Source organism: Bacillus sp. FSL K6-3176, assembly GCF_038003325.1.
Lineage (GTDB): Bacteria > Bacillota > Bacilli > Bacillales > Bacillaceae > Bacillus > Bacillus altitudinis.
Genome location: NZ_JBBOOX010000001.1, coordinates 2,850,465 through 2,867,226 on the forward strand (window position 1 = coordinate 2,850,465; position 16,762 = coordinate 2,867,226).

The 16,762-nt window shown below is 41.1% G+C and carries 19 protein-coding genes; 8 read left to right on the top strand and 11 right to left on the bottom strand.

Annotated elements, in window-relative coordinates:
* Nucleotide 1 precedes the first annotated feature (1 nt).
* From MHB38_RS14940 to MHB38_RS14955, 4 genes are all read right to left on the bottom strand, one after another.
* Nucleotides 2-220 carry a spore germination protein gene (locus MHB38_RS14940; RefSeq protein WP_025207892.1) on the bottom strand — a complete coding sequence of 73 codons (219 nt, stop codon included), beginning with the start codon at nucleotides 218-220 and terminating at the stop codon, nucleotides 2-4.
* A 115-nt stretch (nucleotides 221-335) separates the two neighbouring features.
* The gene (locus tag MHB38_RS14945; protein WP_024719715.1) at nucleotides 336-1,691 is read right to left on the bottom strand and encodes a glucose-6-phosphate isomerase; all 1,356 of its coding nucleotides are present in this window, start codon (nucleotides 1,689-1,691) and stop codon (nucleotides 336-338) included.
* A 126-nt stretch (nucleotides 1,692-1,817) separates the two neighbouring features.
* Nucleotides 1,818-2,990, bottom strand: coding sequence for an iron-containing alcohol dehydrogenase (locus MHB38_RS14950; protein ID WP_050826558.1), 1,173 nt, complete (start codon nucleotides 2,988-2,990; stop codon nucleotides 1,818-1,820).
* A 120-nt stretch (nucleotides 2,991-3,110) separates the two neighbouring features.
* A complete protein-coding gene (locus MHB38_RS14955; protein ID WP_060832596.1) occupies nucleotides 3,111-4,274 on the bottom strand; it encodes an iron-containing alcohol dehydrogenase in 1,164 nt (387 codons plus the stop codon).
* Nucleotides 4,275-4,418: 144 nt separating this feature from the next.
* Here MHB38_RS14955 and MHB38_RS14960 point away from each other — a divergent pair, with 144 nt between their 5' ends.
* Nucleotides 4,419-4,655 (top strand): DUF378 domain-containing protein, encoded by a 237-nt coding sequence (locus tag MHB38_RS14960; protein ID WP_008345792.1) that lies wholly within the window; start codon nucleotides 4,419-4,421, stop codon nucleotides 4,653-4,655.
* A 66-nt stretch (nucleotides 4,656-4,721) separates the two neighbouring features.
* Here MHB38_RS14960 and yugI read toward each other — a convergent pair whose 3' ends face one another.
* The 3 genes from yugI to MHB38_RS14975 form a co-directional block, all read right to left on the bottom strand.
* Nucleotides 4,722-5,114: a S1 domain-containing post-transcriptional regulator GSP13 gene (yugI, locus tag MHB38_RS14965; RefSeq protein WP_008345795.1), complete on the bottom strand. Its 393-nt coding sequence runs from the start codon at nucleotides 5,112-5,114 to the stop codon at nucleotides 4,722-4,724.
* Nucleotides 5,115-5,312: 198 nt separating this feature from the next.
* Nucleotides 5,313-6,506, bottom strand: a complete 1,194-nt coding sequence (locus MHB38_RS14970) for an aminotransferase (protein ID WP_050826559.1) — start codon at nucleotides 6,504-6,506, stop codon at nucleotides 5,313-5,315.
* Nucleotides 6,507-7,007: an Lrp/AsnC family transcriptional regulator gene (locus MHB38_RS14975; RefSeq protein WP_007500517.1), complete on the bottom strand. Its 501-nt coding sequence runs from the start codon at nucleotides 7,005-7,007 to the stop codon at nucleotides 6,507-6,509.
* A gap of 178 nt (nucleotides 7,008-7,185) precedes the next feature.
* On the opposite strand from MHB38_RS14975, the gene MHB38_RS14980 reads away from it, so the two are divergent.
* On the top strand, nucleotides 7,186-8,010 hold the full coding sequence (locus MHB38_RS14980) for an alpha/beta fold hydrolase (protein ID WP_017358960.1): 825 nt from the start codon (nucleotides 7,186-7,188) through the stop codon (nucleotides 8,008-8,010).
* Here the strand turns inward: MHB38_RS14980 and MHB38_RS14985 are convergent.
* Entirely contained in the window at nucleotides 8,007-8,267 is a 261-nt protein-coding gene (locus MHB38_RS14985) for a DUF1871 family protein (protein WP_025207895.1), read from the bottom strand. The genes MHB38_RS14980 and MHB38_RS14985 overlap by 4 nt on opposite strands.
* 83 nt (nucleotides 8,268-8,350) lie before the next feature.
* Between MHB38_RS14985 and MHB38_RS14990 the strand changes: the two genes are divergently transcribed.
* Together MHB38_RS14990 and MHB38_RS14995 are read left to right on the top strand one after the other, a co-directional pair.
* On the top strand, nucleotides 8,351-9,526 hold the full coding sequence (locus MHB38_RS14990) for a MalY/PatB family protein (RefSeq protein ID WP_212356996.1): 1,176 nt from the start codon (nucleotides 8,351-8,353) through the stop codon (nucleotides 9,524-9,526).
* A 133-nt stretch (nucleotides 9,527-9,659) separates the two neighbouring features.
* Nucleotides 9,660-10,952: a sensor histidine kinase gene (locus MHB38_RS14995; protein WP_017358957.1), complete on the top strand. Its 1,293-nt coding sequence runs from the start codon at nucleotides 9,660-9,662 to the stop codon at nucleotides 10,950-10,952.
* Here the strand turns inward: MHB38_RS14995 and MHB38_RS15000 are convergent, their stop codons facing one another.
* The gene (locus MHB38_RS15000) at nucleotides 10,953-11,129 is read right to left on the bottom strand and encodes a hypothetical protein (protein ID WP_008345810.1); all 177 of its coding nucleotides are present in this window, start codon (nucleotides 11,127-11,129) and stop codon (nucleotides 10,953-10,955) included.
* Between the two features lie 93 nt (nucleotides 11,130-11,222).
* On the opposite strand from MHB38_RS15000, the gene MHB38_RS15005 reads away from it, so the two are divergent.
* On the top strand, nucleotides 11,223-11,615 hold the full coding sequence (locus tag MHB38_RS15005) for a kinase-associated lipoprotein B (protein WP_017358956.1): 393 nt from the start codon (nucleotides 11,223-11,225) through the stop codon (nucleotides 11,613-11,615).
* Here the strand turns inward: MHB38_RS15005 and kapD are convergent.
* Entirely contained in the window at nucleotides 11,612-12,229 is a 618-nt protein-coding gene (kapD, locus tag MHB38_RS15010) for a 3'-5' exonuclease KapD (RefSeq protein ID WP_008345814.1), read from the bottom strand. The two genes, MHB38_RS15005 and kapD, sit on opposite strands and share 4 nt — an antisense overlap.
* Nucleotides 12,230-12,447: 218 nt before the next feature.
* Here kapD and MHB38_RS15015 point away from each other — a divergent pair, with 218 nt between their 5' ends.
* From MHB38_RS15015 to MHB38_RS15025, 3 genes are all read left to right on the top strand, one after another.
* Entirely contained in the window at nucleotides 12,448-13,626 is a 1,179-nt protein-coding gene (locus MHB38_RS15015) for an MFS transporter (protein ID WP_220482436.1), read from the top strand.
* Between the two features lie 108 nt (nucleotides 13,627-13,734).
* Nucleotides 13,735-15,636, top strand: a complete 1,902-nt coding sequence (locus MHB38_RS15020; protein ID WP_216942732.1) for a transglycosylase domain-containing protein — start codon at nucleotides 13,735-13,737, stop codon at nucleotides 15,634-15,636.
* 18 nt (nucleotides 15,637-15,654) lie between these two features.
* The gene (locus tag MHB38_RS15025) at nucleotides 15,655-16,065 is read left to right on the top strand and encodes a thiol-disulfide oxidoreductase DCC family protein (RefSeq protein WP_017358953.1); all 411 of its coding nucleotides are present in this window, start codon (nucleotides 15,655-15,657) and stop codon (nucleotides 16,063-16,065) included.
* 42 nt (nucleotides 16,066-16,107) lie between these two features.
* On the opposite strand, the gene MHB38_RS15030 is transcribed toward MHB38_RS15025, so the two are convergent.
* Nucleotides 16,108-16,665 (bottom strand): YufK family protein, encoded by a 558-nt coding sequence (locus tag MHB38_RS15030; protein WP_017367952.1) that lies wholly within the window; start codon nucleotides 16,663-16,665, stop codon nucleotides 16,108-16,110.
* Nucleotides 16,666-16,762: the final 97 nt, after the last annotated feature.

A 16,762-nucleotide genomic window follows, 5' to 3' on the forward strand; every position in this document is an offset into this window, starting at 1 on the left:
GTTAAAGAGAGGAATTCATACATTTGCCTTTCGTGATTTGCACATTGTTTGTAAAAGCAGCATCAAATAAGCTTTGGCTGGATGATGCATTTGTCTCGTTCGCACTGCCCGCTCCTGATGTTTCTTTCGTAGCACTCATTGGACAAATCCGCCCAACATTCCCAAAATTAACGATGGCCTGCCCGGAAATGTCATGGATATAAATATGATTTGTTCTCATCGCTTCATCAACCTCCTCCATTGATTATTCTATGTACAGAGCTTAGGGAGGCTTGCACTGACACCATGAGAACATAAAAAAAGGCACACCTTATGAAAAGATGTGCCTTTTATTCTTATGATTGTTTGAGACGGCTCTCAAGTTCTGCCTTTTTCTCTTCGAAGCCCGGTTTTCCTAGTAAAGCAAACATGTTCACTTTATACGCTTCTACTCCAGGCTGGTCGAATGGATTGACGCCTAGTAAATACCCAGACATCGCACATGCTTTTTCGAAGAAGTACACGAGATATCCGAATGTATAAGCATCCATTTCAGGAATCGTCACAATCAGGTTCGGTACTTTTCCATCCGTATGAGCAAGCATTGTGCCTTCAAATGCTTTTTTATTGACGAAATCAACCGTTTTTCCTGCAAGATAGTTTAACCCATCAAGGTCTTGTTCTTCTGCTTCGATGACAAGTTCATGTCGTGGCTTGTCTACATTCACGATAGTTTCAAACAAGTCTCTTCTTCCTTCTTGTACATATTGACCAAGTGAATGAAGATCCGTTGAGAAGTTGGCAGATGAAGGATAGATTCCTTTTTCATCTTTTCCTTCACTTTCTCCGAATAACTGCTTCCACCATTCTGCAAAGTATTGTAAGCCTGGCTCATAGTTAATCAGCATTTCAATTGTCCGTCCTTTATTGTAAAGAACATTACGGACAACCGCATATTGATAAGCCGCATTTTCTGAGAGCTCAGATGAAGCGAAGTCTTCACTTGCTTTCGCAGCACCTTCCATCATTTGATCAATGTCTGCACCGCTTACAGCGATTGGCAATAGACCAACTGCTGTTAAGACGGAATAGCGTCCGCCGACGTCATCAGGGATGATAAATGATTCATAGCCTTCTTCAGTTGCTAATGTTTTGAGTGCCCCGCGTGCCTTGTCAGTTGTCGCATAGATGCGTTTTTTCGCTTCTTCAGCACCATATTTTTCGATAAGGAGCTTTTTAAAGATACGGAACGCAATGGCTGGCTCTGTTGTTGTACCAGATTTTGAAATCACATTAATGGAGAAATCGGCATCTTCTAGCAGATCCATTACATCTGTTAAATAAGAAGAACTGATGTTGTTTCCAATAAAGATGATTTGCGGTGTTTTGCGTTTGCCTTTTGGCAAACTATTATAGAAAGAATGGTTTAAAAACTCAATGGCCGCACGTGCGCCAAGATAAGAACCACCAATTCCAACAACGAGTAATACATCAGAATCAGATTTAATCTTTTCTGCACTTTTTTTAATGCGGGCAAATTCTTCGCGATCATATTGCTTCGGTAAGTCAACCCAGCCTAAATAATCACTGCCAGTACCCGTTTGTTCATGAATATTATGATGGGCCACCTTCACAAAATCTTTTAAATATGTAAGCTCATGTTCTTGAAAGAAAGGTAACGCTTTCGAGTAGTCAAATTGAATATGTGTCATCGCTTGTAAGCCCTCCATTACGTTAGTTCTGTCCCTTTCACTTTAGCGGAACTAGCTATTGAAATCAAGTGATCGTCATTGATGCAGCAAAAAGCCGCTCCTCATGAAGAGAAGCAGCCATCCAAATTATAGAGAAGCTTTCAAAATCGCTAAAATGTCATCACGGCCAAGTTTCATAAAGTTACCAAAACCACCATATTCCATTTCTTTTGCTGCGATGTCAGCAATTTTGTCCAGTTGATCTTCACCAATATCATAATCCGCTAAACGGTTCGGTGCACCGAGGCTTGTCCAGAAGGCTGACAGCTTGTCGATTCCTTCTAATGCGATGTCACGATCCGATTTTCCTTCTGTCTCAATGTCAAACATGTTCAACATAAGGTTTTTAAAACGTTCGACATTATGATCAAGTGTATGACGCATCCAGTTTGGGAAGAGGATCGCAAGTCCACCTGCATGCGGAATGTCATAGACTGCTGATACTGCATGCTCAATCGTATGTGATGCCCAGTCGCCAAAATAGCCCATTTGCAGCGTGCCATTTAAAGCAATTGTTCCTGCATAAAGGATGGTTTCACGGTGCTCATAGTTTTGTAAGTCTTCAAGTAGTTTTGGCGCTGTCTCGATGACTGTTTGAAGAACAGCAAAACACATCCGATCTTGTAGAGGCGTGTTTTTGACATTATGGAAGTATTGTTCAAATACATGGCTCATCATATCAACCATGCCATACACCGTTTGATTCTCTGGCACAGAATATGTGTGCTCAGGATCTAAAATTGAAAAAGCAGGGTGCGTGACTGAACTGCCCCACACGTACTTTTCATTTGTTTCCCAGTTCGTGATCACAGAATCCGGGTTCATTTCTGAGCCTGTCGCTGCAAGTGTCAATACTGTGCCAAATGGCAGTGCTTTTTGAGCGGTCGTTTTCTTTGAAATAATATCCCAAACATTCCCGTCATATTCAGCTCCAGCTGCAATGGCTTTTGTACAGTCGATGACACTTCCCCCACCAACTGCTAATAAGAAATCAATGTTCTCATTTTGGCAAATGTCGATTCCTTTTTGCACTGTAGTGAGGCGAGGGTTCGGTTCAACTCCTGACAGTTCAAATACGTCAGCCTCTGCTTCATTTAAAGCGCTGATGACTTTATCATAAAGACCATTTTTCTTAATACTGCCTCCACCATATACAAGAAGCACTCGTTTTCCATAACGAGCGAGTTCACTTTTCAGTCCGTCTAGTTGTCCTTTTCCAAACATTAATTTCGTTGGATTATAGTAAATAAAGTTCTCCATCTGTTCTACATCTCCTTAAAACATTTATATCCAAAAAACATGAAAGACTACTGTAACATATGTACATGCAGAACTCAAAAAAGATAACTGCTTAAAAGCAGCTATCTTTTCCATGTTCGATTATAAAGAAGCGTTTAAAATAGCTAGAACATCTTCTTTGTTCAGCTTTTTAAATTGGCCAAATTCACCACGTGCCATTGCACGGTCTGCAATCAGATCAATTTTCTCATCGTTGATGTCATAGTCAGCTAAACGGTTTGGTGCGCCTAGACTTGTCCAGAAAGCAGAAAGTTTTTCGATTCCTTCTAAGCCAACTTCTTCGTCTGTTTTGCCCGCAGAGTCTACATCGAATACACGCACTGCTAATTGCTTGAAGCGACCTGGGTTTTCTTGAATGACATGTTTCATCCAGTTCGGGAACAAGATCGCAAGTCCGCCTGCATGAGGGATGTCATACACCGCAGATACCGCATGCTCAATATTGTGAGATGCCCAGTCTCCGCGTGCACCCATTGAAAGCATTCCATTCAGTGCAATGGTGCCTGTGAATAAAATCGTTTCACGAAGCTCATAGTTTTCCAAATCATTGATCAGCTTCGGTGCTGTTTCAATGACCGTACGAAGAAGTCCTTCACACATACGATCTTGGTAAGGTGTATTCTCCGTGTGATGGAAATATTGTTCAAACACGTGAGACATCATGTCGACCATGCCATAAATCGTATGGTTTTTTGGCACAGTAAATGTATTGACTGGGTCAAGAATAGAGAATTTAGGGAAGACAGCTGGACTGCCCCATCCGTATTTCTCATTTGTTTCCCAGTTTGTGATGACGGAGCCAGAGTTCATTTCAGAACCTGTCGCCGCAAGTGTTAATACTGTACCAAATGGGATGGCTTCCATTGGGACATGCTTACGAGTGACGATATCCCATGCATCTCCATCATATTTCGCACCAGCTGCGATCGCTTTGGTAGCGTCAATGACACTACCGCCGCCGACTGCCAAAATAAAATCAATTTGGTTCTCTTTGCAAAGCTCAACCCCTTTTCTAACCGTTGTTAAGCGCGGGTTTGGCTCAACACCAGCAAGCTCAGTAATTGTAGCTCCTGATTCTTTTAAGATACTGACAACTTGGTCATAAAGGCCATTTCGTTTAATGCTGCCTCCACCATATACAAGCAATACGTTTTTTCCGTAGTGTTTTAGTTCATCTGAAAGGGCTGATACTTCTCCCTTTCCAAAAATTAATTTCGTTGGGTTCCAATAAGTAAATCGATCCATGTGATCTCCTCCTCGCGCTACATTATGCGCTTCTTTCATTCCAAAAGTAAAGTAATTTGCTTTCATCCATTTTCTTACGCATAGTTTGGCTAAAAATCTGCAAAATATAAATGTATTGATACTGTAGCGAAAGGAGGAATCACGATGAGTGCTATTCAACGTATTGCCCTCGTGCTCACGATTATCGGTGCTATTAACTGGGGACTAATCGGCTTTTTTCAATTTGACTTAGTAGCAGCGATCTTTGGCGGTCAAGGTGCTGCATTATCACGTATTATTTATGGTCTTGTTGGAATTGCAGGTCTTGTCAATCTTGGTCTGTTGTTCAAACCTAGTGAAGAAGCTGTCCGCCGTGACGAGCCAAATCCAGAGGTCCGCTAATGAAAAAGACATAAAAAAAGACTGCCTATGAGGCAGCCTAAGGCACCGTTTGAAGCGGTGCTTTTTTTATTTCTTGATAAGGTCTTTACGGTTTGATTGCTCAATCCACTCTTCAAGTTTATCTTTCAGTGTATTGAAACCTTGTGGTGCAGCAGCTTCTTCTTTCACTTGCTGTGGTCTTTGTTTCTTTGGTTTGCTTTCTTTTCTTTCAGGTGCTTCTTGCGTTGCACGGATAGAAAGGCTGATTTTACCAGCATTTTCATCAACAGAAAGAACTTTCACTTGTACTTCGTCACCAATTGAAAGGTGCTCGTTGATGTCTTTTACAAAACCGTGTGTCACTTCAGAAATGTGCACAAGCCCTTGAGTTTCTTCATCTAATGCAACAAACGCACCATACGCTTGTAATCCTGTTACTTTACCAGTGTAAACACTGCCTACTTCAAACTTTGTCGCCATGATAACAACTCCTAAATAAATGTTTTAATATTCGTTTATACGCAATTAAAAACTATATCACAGAACGGTCTTTTACGCAAAATATTTTTTAATTGGGTTTAGATCCGTTCAAAAGGGGGAATACCTGAAAACAAGAATGCTTTCTAGTATTCCCCCCTAATTTGAGAGGCATGAATCCAGATGGATTGATGCCTTTTTTTATTTTAAGATAGCAGGTGCCTCTTCTTTCACTTGTCTATTCTGCAAAAAACGCTGGATTCTTGAAAGTGATTCCTGCAAGTGATCGAGTGATGATGCATATGAACAGCGAATATGTCCTTCACCACTTGGACCGAATACATTTCCAGGGACAACCGCTACTTTCTCGCTAAGCAGCAGCTCCTCGGCAAATTGTTCTGAAGTCATGCCTGTGCTTTTAATGGACGGGAAAGCGTAAAACGCTCCGTTTGGCTGGTGGCAAGTGAGTCCAAGTTCATTGAGAGAGCCGACAAACAAATTACGGCGCCTTCTGTAGCTTTTCTTCATTTTCTCCACATCTTCAAGTCCATTTTTTAATGCTTCTTCTGCGGCATATTGTGCCATAGCTGGTGCACACATCATAGAATATTGATGTATTTTCAGCATGGCATCACGGAGGATTGGCGGTGCTGCCACATAGCCTAAGCGCCACCCCGTCATAGCGAACCCTTTGGAAAAGCCTGAAATCAAAATCGTTCTTTCCTTCATATCTTGAATCGCCGCCACACTCGTAAAAGCTTCATCGTACGTCAGCTCTGCATAAATCTCATCTGTGATGATTAAAAGATCATGCTCCTTTGCAAACTGAGCAATATCTTCAAGCTCTTCTTTCGAGTAAACAGACCCTGTTGGGTTTGATGGAGAGCATAGCAAGATGGCTTTTGTTTTCGGCGTCAGCTTCGTACGAAGATCAGCAGAATCGGCTTTAAAATCTTTTTCTGCCGATGTACTTAAATAAACCGGTACACCGCCCGCAAGTGTCGTCAGAGCCCCATATGCGACGAAACAAGGCTCAGGGATGATTACTTCGTCCCCGTTGTTTAAAATGGCGCGAAAGGCCAAATCAAGCGCCTGGCTGCCGCCAACGGTAATAATGAGTTCTTCTTCAGGACTGTATTCAATTTGAAACCGCTTATATAAATAATGGCTCAATTCTTTTCGCAAAGAGAGCAGCCCAGCATTTGCTGTATAAGAGGTCAGTCCTTGCTCTAAAGACATAATACTGGCTTCTCTCACATTCCAAGCTGTCACGAAATCCGGTTCGCCGACGCCGAGGGAGATAACCCCTTCCATTGTGGCTGCCAAATCAAAGAATTTCCGAATACCTGACGGCTGAATGCTTTGTACCGTTTCAGATAAATAAGACTTTTTCATTTAAGGAGACACCACGATTCTTTTGTCATCGTCCCCTGTTTCAAAGACTTTCCCATCATGCTTATATCTTTTCAAAATAAAGTGGGTAGTGGTTGAAACAACAGAATCAAGTGTCGATAATTTTTCAGATACGAAGCGGGCGATATCAGACATGGATCTTCCTCTGATCACAACAGATAAATCATACACGCCTGACATTAAATACACGGACTCCACTTCTTGGAACCTGTAAATGCGTTCAGCAATTTCATCAAAACCGACGCCTCTTTTTGGGGTCACTTTCACATCAATCATCGCTGTAACGCCTTCGTGTCCGTCTACTTTTCGCCAGTCAATCATGGTCGAATAATCAATAATGACTTTTTGATCTTCGAGCTTTTGAATAATGGCTTCTGCTTCTTCTGATGTCACACCTGCCATTTTTGCAATTGTATTTAAATCGGCGCGGCTGTTTTCATCTAAAATCTCTAATATTTCAGTTTCTTTTTCGGTTAGTTTCATTGATTTCACACCTCTGATTGTAAAAAGCTAGTTTTAAAAAATCTTCTGAACATTATAGCACGTTTTTCCCATTATGCTAAGCAGGGAAAAGATTCTAATCGTAGCTTAAAATCCACTTTTTAGGGTACAATACAGTCACCTAACAGAGAGTGAGTATCAAATATCGGAGTTGATGAGTGTGGACATTGTACAGCCATCCTATATGAAAAGTAAATTCGGTTTAGATATCTATTACGAACACTATCCAAATGAAGGTAAGAAGACATTGATTTTGATTCACGGCCTTTTCTCATCTACCTTCAGCTATCGAAAGCTCATCCCGCTTCTGAAACAAGACTTCAATTTAATTGCGATTGATCTGCCTCCATTCGGGCAGTCCGAAAAATCGAATACGTTCATTTACAGCTATCGCAACATGGCAAAAATCATCATTGAACTAGCTGGTTATTTGCAGATTCAGCATGCGATCCTCGTGGGGCATTCCATGGGGGGACAAATTGCTTTATATGCTGCCTCTGAGCGTCCCGACCTATTTGAAAAAGCTGTTCTTTTATGCAGTTCAGGGTATATGAATAAGTCCAAAAAGTCGCTTGTTTACAGCACATATATTCCTTATTTTTATCTCTATTTAAAAAGAAAGTTGTTCAAGCAAGGTATTATGAAAAATTTAACCGCTGTTGTGCATGATCATTCGATTATTGATCAAGAGATGGTAGACGGATATTTAAAGCCTTTTTCAGATGACCAAATTTTCAGAGGTATTTTTCGTTTGATTCGGCATAGGGAAGGCGATTTAGCGTCAGATGTCTTAAAGAAAATGGAGACACCTGTCCTGCTGATTTGGGGGGAGGAAGACCGGATCGTTCCTATTCAAATTGGCGAAAGACTGCACAAAGATCTGCCGCATTCAACCTTTCACGCATTAAAAAAAACCGGGCACCTCATCCCTGAGGAAAATCCGGTCTTTGTGTCTGATCAAATTGGTCATTTCAGCCTGTCTTAAAACGAGCAGGAGCTACTTTCTCTTATGATAAAAAGCTGATTTGCGATATGCTGGCAGCTTTCCATCGGAAGAAGCTGATCAAATGAGTGATGGTAAATGGCTTGAATGTCTTTCGCGAAAGATAACGGGTCTTCTGCGTCGTATAAGGCACTGATGACGTCAGCAGGCTCCGTTTCGTAAAAGTCCTCTCCATACTGAAAAGGGTCCCATGCCTTAATGATTTGAATCATCTCTTCTACAGCTTGACTATCTTTCATGGGGATCACCGCTTATAATAAATTTTGTGATGTTTATTTTAGCACAACCAAGAATGGTTGAAAAACGGCTAGAGGTGGGTTTCATGAATTTCGACGAACAGATCATACGTAAAGGTTCAAAATCAGTCAAATGGGATCAAGCAGAGTCTTTATTCCTGACAACAGATGCGCTGCCAATGTGGGTAGCAGATATGGATTTTAAAGCGCCCCAAGTCGTGCTTGATGCTTTAAAAGAACGATTAGATCACGGCGTATTCGGCTATGCATTTCAGGATCAGGATACGCAGCAAGCAGTAGCTGACTGGGTCAAAAGAAGACACGGTTGGACGATACAAACAGATGCCGTCACCTTCACACCAGGTATCGTGACAGCACTTAGTTTTGCGGTACAAGCCTTTACAGCTCCGAATGATGAAGTGGTCATTCAGTCACCGGTGTATACGCCCTTCTATCAAATGATTGAAAGAAACGGACGTATCGTCTCAACCAACCCTTTAAAAATAGAAAACAACCGTTACATGATGGATTTTGATGATTTAGAGAAGAAATTAAGCAAACCAGAAGCAAAGCTGATGTTTCTTTGTCATCCGCATAATCCTTCAGGGAGAGCTTGGTCAAAAGAGGAATTAAAGCGTGTAGGAGATTTATGTGTACAGTACGGTGTGACCGTCGTGTCAGATGAAATTCATTCCGATCTGATGCTTTACGGGCAGCCGCATGTGCCTTTTGCCAGCCTTTCTGATGAGATAGCTAACATCACGGTAACGTGTATTGCACCGAGTAAAACATTTAATTTAGCTGGTCTTCAGGCATCTGCCATTATCATTTCTGATGAAGAAAAAAGAACCCTTTTCACCAATGAAGTGCAAAGAAATGGATTGTCTAAACTGAATGCCTTTGCGATTCCTGCCATGGAGGCGGCCTATCGCCACGGAGATGAGTGGCTTGATTCACTTGTTCTTTATCTCGAAAATAATATGAAGATCGCAATGGATTATATTGATGAATATCTGCCGAGCATGCGTTATATGAAACCAGATGCTTCTTATCTATTGTGGCTGGATATTCGTGATTATGAGCTCACTCAAGCAGAATTGAAACGTAATCTGCTGAAAAAGGGCAAGGTCATACTAGAGCTCGGAAACGTATATGGGCATGAAGGAGACGGCTTTATTCGAATGAATCTAGGCTGTCCTGCCGGAACAGTGAAAGAAGGTCTGAAGCGCCTTCATCAAGCATTCACTCAATCATCCGAATAAAACCATTTCTATCAAAAGAACATCCTAACGGGTGTTCTTTTTAAAGAAAAAAACCCTCCTATTATCATATCTACTTTGTACATGAAATGATATAATGAGAGGAATTACAATTATTTACGAGGAGAGCATTTAAATGGAAATGTTCAAGGATTTTCTGCTCCATGTATCTTTTATTCTATTTCCAATCTTTTTATATCATGCACTATGGCTAAGCCGGACCCCTGCTCATTTCCCTAAAACGAATAAACTGCTCATCACCATATTTGCATCCATTTCATCAGCACTATGTATTATGTATCCAGTTGGTTCGATTTTAGATTTGCAGACTGGGCTTCAATCAATTCCCCTTGTACTGGCTATTTTATACGGGGGATATACCGCCGGAATCGTCGCTATCTTGGTTAGTTCAACCGTAAAGTTCGTGATGTATGGCTCTTTTTTATGGGTTGGATTGATTGTTGTACCGATTTACTTTTTCATTCCTTTCCTGCTTTACCGGAAATGGCGCCTATATTCTAAGCAGAGAAAGCTGTTATACGGAGTCCTGATTGCGTTATCAAAAGGGATGTTTATTTACATTGGACTGCTTGTGGTCAGCTTAATAGAGTACAGCCCTGCATTCATTATGCAGCAAAAGCTGCTCGAATTATTTTTCTCAACTCTTTACTACATATTCTTTCTTGTGCTGAGTATTTATTCCATTGAGTTTGTGAAAGAGAATGCGCAAATGAGAACACAGCTTGTCCAATCAGAGAAACTGACGATTGTGAGTGAACTGGCAGCAAGTGTCGCCCATGAAGTCCGCAATCCACTGACGGTGGTGAGAGGATTTATCCAACTGCTCTTTTCAAGTGACAATACGAAAGAGCCGTCAACCAATAAAGATTATAAAAATCTCGTTTTATCTGAACTTGACCGTGCGCAGGATATTATTACGAGCTATCTTGATATTGCGAAACAAAATTATTATCAAATTGAGTCTCTCAATTTATCTAAATTACTTGAAGAATGTGCATCGCTGATGACATCCTATGCGAATTTTAAGTCGGTCACGATTCATCAATCGATTGAACCAGACTTATACATCCAAGGTGATGAAACGAAAATCAAACAAGTCATGATTAATTTAATCAAAAATGCAATCGAAGCAGCGCCCGAACACGAAGGTAAAATCGAACTGTTTGCTTCAAAAGAAAATCATCGAATCTGCCTTTATTTCGTTGATAACGGTGTAGGCATGTCAGAAAGCCAAATGAAAAAGCTTGGTGAACCCTATTACACATTGAAAAATAAAGGAACAGGGCTTGGGTTGACAGTGACATTTTCCATCATTGAAAATCATCATGGAACGATTCGTTTCAAAAGCTCATTGCAGTCTGGTACAACAGTCACCGTGAAGTTTCCTGAAGATACAAGAAGAAAATGATCAATCCATTTTTTTTGTCCTTTTTTCATCGATCTGCTCCTGCTTCTTAGAAGCACGAACGATCAGACGAAAGCAAATAAATGCAGCAGCAAAGAAAAGCACCGTCGTGATTGCCGCAGGGATATACTCCCTTTTATCTTCAGGAAAATACAGTAGAAAGAATATGATGAACGACATGTTCCGCTCTTCCCCCTTTTGCTCGTTTACTTCACTATATTGGCTAAAAGAAAGGAAATACCTTCTTATGCGAAGGAAATGGAGGAATTTCATATGACAGACATTCAGATTGGACAAATCGTGAAAGGTTTTTACAAAACAGGTGTTTACATTGGGGAAGTGACAGCCGTTAAACCATCTACTTATCTCGTTCAAGTAAAAGCGGTTTTAACACACCCCACTCAAGGTGACCTGCATCATCCAAAAGAAGCGGACGTACCTTTTTTTCAGGAAAGACGGGCTTTGGCCTTTAGGGAACAGACGAACATCCCTCATCATATGGTCAAGCCTTATGATGGCGACATACCTGATTATCAAGTATCACTGAAAGACGCCGTAGACAAATTGAAAAAAGGGCTCAGTGCGGATGATTCCAAGTGGGCTGAAAAATCAAGAGCGTGCCTCTCTTCTCTTGAAAAAGATTATTTTCCAGAAGACGCCCGCTAATCTGCCGAATCAAAAAAGTGAGAGAAGTCAATGAGTTCACCAATTTTGGTTGTTTGCGGATTTTCCACATAGGATCGATCTTTTTCAAAAAGGGTGAACAGCTGATAAGTGGTCATGGCATCATCGAGTGCTTTATGATGCTTACCAGCTCCTTCACTGCCGTACTCCTTAGCTGCTTTCCGAAGTCCTGTGAGTGTTCTATCCCCAAAAAAGGTTTTATATTCAAAAGCCAGATCCCTTTGATTCCCCTTAAAAGGAAAACCAATATGATTGAGCATACAGTTTTGCTTCAGTACCTTCATGTCCATATTTCCCCATGTGATAATCTCACAGTCTTCTCCCCCATCGAGTGACACGAGCTTCTCGATAAACGCCTCAAAAGAAATCCCGCTTTCTACATCCTGCTGCGTAATGCCAAGGAACGATTTACAGCGCTTTGTCAGCTTCGGGAACTTTTTCGGTTTGACATAGCTTGAGAATGTGTCTATGATCGTTTCATTTGATGCTTTAACGACACCGGCTTCAATGATTTCCGGGAAAAAATTTTGCGGATGATATTTCCCATCAGGCATCGTAAATTCAAAATCGACCACAAGCAGCGTCTTCTGTTCCATCAGTCTCACCCCACTTTCTCGTCTGTTTTCCATCCTGCTACTATTATATTAAGACGGACTTTGAAATCACTTCATTTTCGTGAAAATAATGCAGATTCACTATGCCCAACCTATTCATCAGATGAAAGATCGTTTATTTTCCTTTATAATTATTAAGGAACACGAAATAAATAAAGAAGGTGGTCTTTATCACAAACAGGAAGAAAAACTTGTACATCATGTGGTTTGTGAACTTTTTTGTATCTGCCAGCATTACAATGATCGTCCCTTTTTTATCACTTTACATAGAGTCTCTTGATAGCAGTTATTCGAATGAATTTGTTCAAAGATGGAGCGGCTATGTCTTTGGGGTTACGTTTTTAACAGCCTTTCTCATTTCTCCAATTTGGGGACGGATTGGTGACCGGCATGGCTATAAAAAGATTTTGCTCATTAACGGCATTGGGATTGCAACAAGCATTTTATTAATGGGGCTTGTTCAAACCGTTTATCAACTATTTGCGTTACGGCTTTTCATGGGGCTTGTGACAGGCTTTATTTCGACTTCGATGGCACTGATTTCTGCACAGACCGAAAAGGCAACAGCCGGTAAGACCCTTGGTACAATGCAGATGAGTAATGTCGCCGGAGGGTTATTTGGTCCATTAATGGGTGGATTTATGGCAGACAGTGTCGGATTCATTTATACATTTTTCTTAACAGCTGCTGTCATATATGTGTCAGCGATTGTCATTATCTTCGGTGTGAAAGAACAGCCGATCCGTTCAAAAGAAGCAAAACGGGTTTCTTACTCACGGAAGGACGTCCTTGTCCATATTTTCAAACAGCCTTTGCTTGTGGTCACCATGCTTCTCACATTTATTACGCAAGTCGGGAACTTTAGTATTCAGCCGCTTTTAGCCTTGTACATTCATGATTTACACGGCCCAGTCAACCTTGCCTTTTATGCAGGACTGGCGTTTTCTGCAACGGGGCTTGGCAATTTGCTGTTTACACGGAAATGGGGAGACCTTGGAGATCGTATTGGTCACGATAAGGTGCTGCTTGCCCTTCTCATCCTCTCCTCCATTTTATTTATCCCGCAAGCGATGGCAGATTCCTACGGGATGTTAGTCATCTTCCGTTTCTTATACGGGATGGCACTAGGTGGCATCATTCCTTGTACGACGGCCTACATTCGCATCAAAGCGCCTGCCTCTATGCAAGGGGAAGTGCTTGGTTACAATGTCAGCTTCCGCTTTCTTGGAAATGTCGTCGGACCCGTTATAGGCGGCATTGTGGCGAGTCATTACGGAATTCCAGCTGTCTTTTATGTTACCGCCGGCATTTTCCTTTTCGGGGCATTATTTTTATGGGCGGTCCGCTCACAATCAAAGACAAAAGAGAGGAGTGTCTGATCCATCATCAGATACTCTTTTCTTCTGTCTAAATGCCTTGTTTACTAGACTTCACGTCTATTCTTTTCTAAAAATAACCTTCTCGTAATCGCAAAAGAATGGTACGATATGGCTAGAAATCCGAAGAAAGTGAGTGACCTCATGTTTCGTGCAATCATTGGATGGTTATTACTTGTTGCCCTCATTCCATTATTTGTTCTGACTTTTTATCTATCAAAGGAAGAAGCCGCAAGTGTAAAACCTGTTAACGAAGTGCTTGATCAAAAAATCAAGCTGGAAAAGGTAGACTTTTCCCAAAACAGTTATATGTATGATCGAGATGGTTCTCTTATCTCTGAGATCGTATCAAACGATGAGAACCGTGTTTTCGTGAAGTACGATAAAATTCCTGATTCCGTCAAGGAGCTGTTCCTCCGATCAGAGGACCGCAACTTTTATGACCATAAAGGCATTGACTTTATGGGCGTGATTCGTGCCCTTGCCGCAAATGTGAAAAACCATGGCATTAGCCAAGGCGCTAGCACCATCACACAACAGTTATCCCGTAATTTATATTTAAGTCATGAACGTTCATTCAGCCGAAAGTTTACAGAACTTCTCTATTCTTATGAGCTCGAGCGAAAATTTACAAAAGAGGAAATTCTCGAAAGCTATTTAAATACGATTTATTTCAGTAACGGGGTTTACGGTGTCGGTTCTGCGGCTAATTACTATTTTGATAAGCCGCTTAGTTCTTTGACGCTTGCACAGATGGCATTTATTTCTGCGATTCCTAACAACCCTACGCTGTATGACCCATTGAAACAATTCAAACATACAAAAAAACGCCAGGAACGGCTGCTTGGTATTTTAGAAAAAGATGGTGTCATTACTAAGAAGCAATACAAAAAAGCAGTGAAAGAAAAAATCAGCTTGTCCTTAAGTGAAAAGAAAAACCTTTACCCTGACTATGTGACATACGCCAATGAAGAATTTACCGATCTGGTGTCTGATCACGAAGGCTTTACAAAACGATTGAAAAAAGCCAAAACAGCTGGCGCAAAAAAGGCAATTCAAAAAGAATTATCAGAAAAGGTCAGTGCATTGCTTCAAGATGGTGTGAAGATTTATACAGCACTAGACCCTTCCTTACAACAAAGAGCGGTCTATCAGCTCAATGCACAATTGCCTTATCAAGGTGTGGAAGGCGGTTCAGCAGTCATTAACCACCAAACCCATCAAATTGTCGCACTTGCTGGCGGGAAGAATTATAAAAAGTTTGATTTCAACTACGCCTATCAAGCGCAAAGACAACCAGGTTCCGCCATTAAGCCGCTGTTAGATTATGGCCCTTATATCGATCAAACCGGTGCCACGGCATCAAGCAAAATCAGTGCCGGCAAGTTTTGCAGTAGCGGATATTGCCCGCAAAACTATAATCATAAAACGTATGGAACTGTAACACTTGAAACAGCCTTTAAGAACTCTTACAATACACCAGCGATTCGTATGCTTGATACAGTCGGTGTCAAAAAAGGCTTCAGCTATTTAGAAAAGTTTTCATTCGAACATATTGTCGCAGATGATTACCGCCTCCCTTCTGCACTTGGAGGATTTACAAAAGGCTTCTCACCGCTAGAAATAACCGATGCATATACCGTGTTTGGCAATCAAGGTGCCTATACACGAAATCACTCCATTACAAAGGTCACAGACTTAAACGGCAAAACCCTTTACAAGTGGAAAGAGTCGCCGAAGCAAATCTATTCTCAGCGTACAAATGAAACAATGCGCAAGCTGCTTGCCTCTGTTGTGAAAAGTGGAACAGGGAAAAAGGCGAATTTCAATTCTCCTTACATTGGGGGAAAAACAGGCACATCCAATGACTACAAAGACATTTGGTTTGTTGGCCTGACAGATCAATACACAATGGGTGTATGGGTAGGAAGAGATAGAGGAACCGTTGAATCTATTTATAGTTCAAGTCCGCACTTACGTATTTGGAAACAAACTATGCAATACGCTAGATAAACAGGAGGTTTGATTGCGATGCATTCAACACAACCCTCTCACTTCATTTTATTTGACGGTGTCTGCAACGTGTGCAGTGGTGCTGTTCAGTTTATCATCAAGCGCGACCCGAATGAGCGGATGATGTTTGCTTCTTTACAATCAGATACAGGGCAGCGTATTTTAAAAGAAAACGGCTTGCCTTTAGATGAGTTCAATTCATTCATTTATATTGAAAATGGGACCCTTTATATGAAGTCAACAGGCATCTTAAAAGCGGCGCGGCATTTAAAAGGGATATACAGATGGAGCTATTTACTCCTCGCGATCCCTCGACCAATCCGTGACTGGTTTTATCAACTCATTGCAAAGAATCGCTACAAATGGTTTGGTCAAAAAACATCCTGTATGATGCCTACACCTGATATTCAGAAGCGGTTTCTTCCATAAAAAAGCATCCTCCATCATCGGAGGATGCTTTCTTTCGTCTGATTAAGCTGGCAGACTCGCCATCACACTGTTATAAAGCTTAATAAATAAGTACAAAATGCCGATCAAAAACGTGGCCCAAAACAGCAGATTAAACATCATAAACCCAATTAAATTCAGCATGGAAAGTGATTGATAAATGCGTACCACAACCCAGATAAAATAGACGAGACTTGCTAAAACAAAAAGCCCAACAAGCAGAATAAGCTGCTGCGTCAATAGAAATGCAAGTAAGCTGGCAAACAAATAGACAACCGATGCAATCCGAATTTTCTTTAAGTTCTCCCCTTCAGGGTCCTTTGCAAAAAAGAGCAGCGCCAACTCTAACACCGTATCTGCAATGAGTTTTAAAGCAGATAAAATCATAAAATAAACAAGTGCAAATGCGGCAAATAAAGCAAGACGAATGCCCTGTTCAGAGAAAAATTCCAGCATTCCTTTTAAAATTCCTGCTTGGGTCAAGAAGTCAGTCGTGATACCTACTGTAAAAATAGAAAAGGCAGAGCTGAATAGCAAAATCGAAATCAGCGGAAAATATCCAGTCAAATATGTATTTTTCATAAATAGATCCTTTCTCATAAGCTCATTTTTATTATGGCTCACTTAAAACGGATTGACAAGATGCTTTCCAAGTAAACTGGAATCTAAATCAAATTTG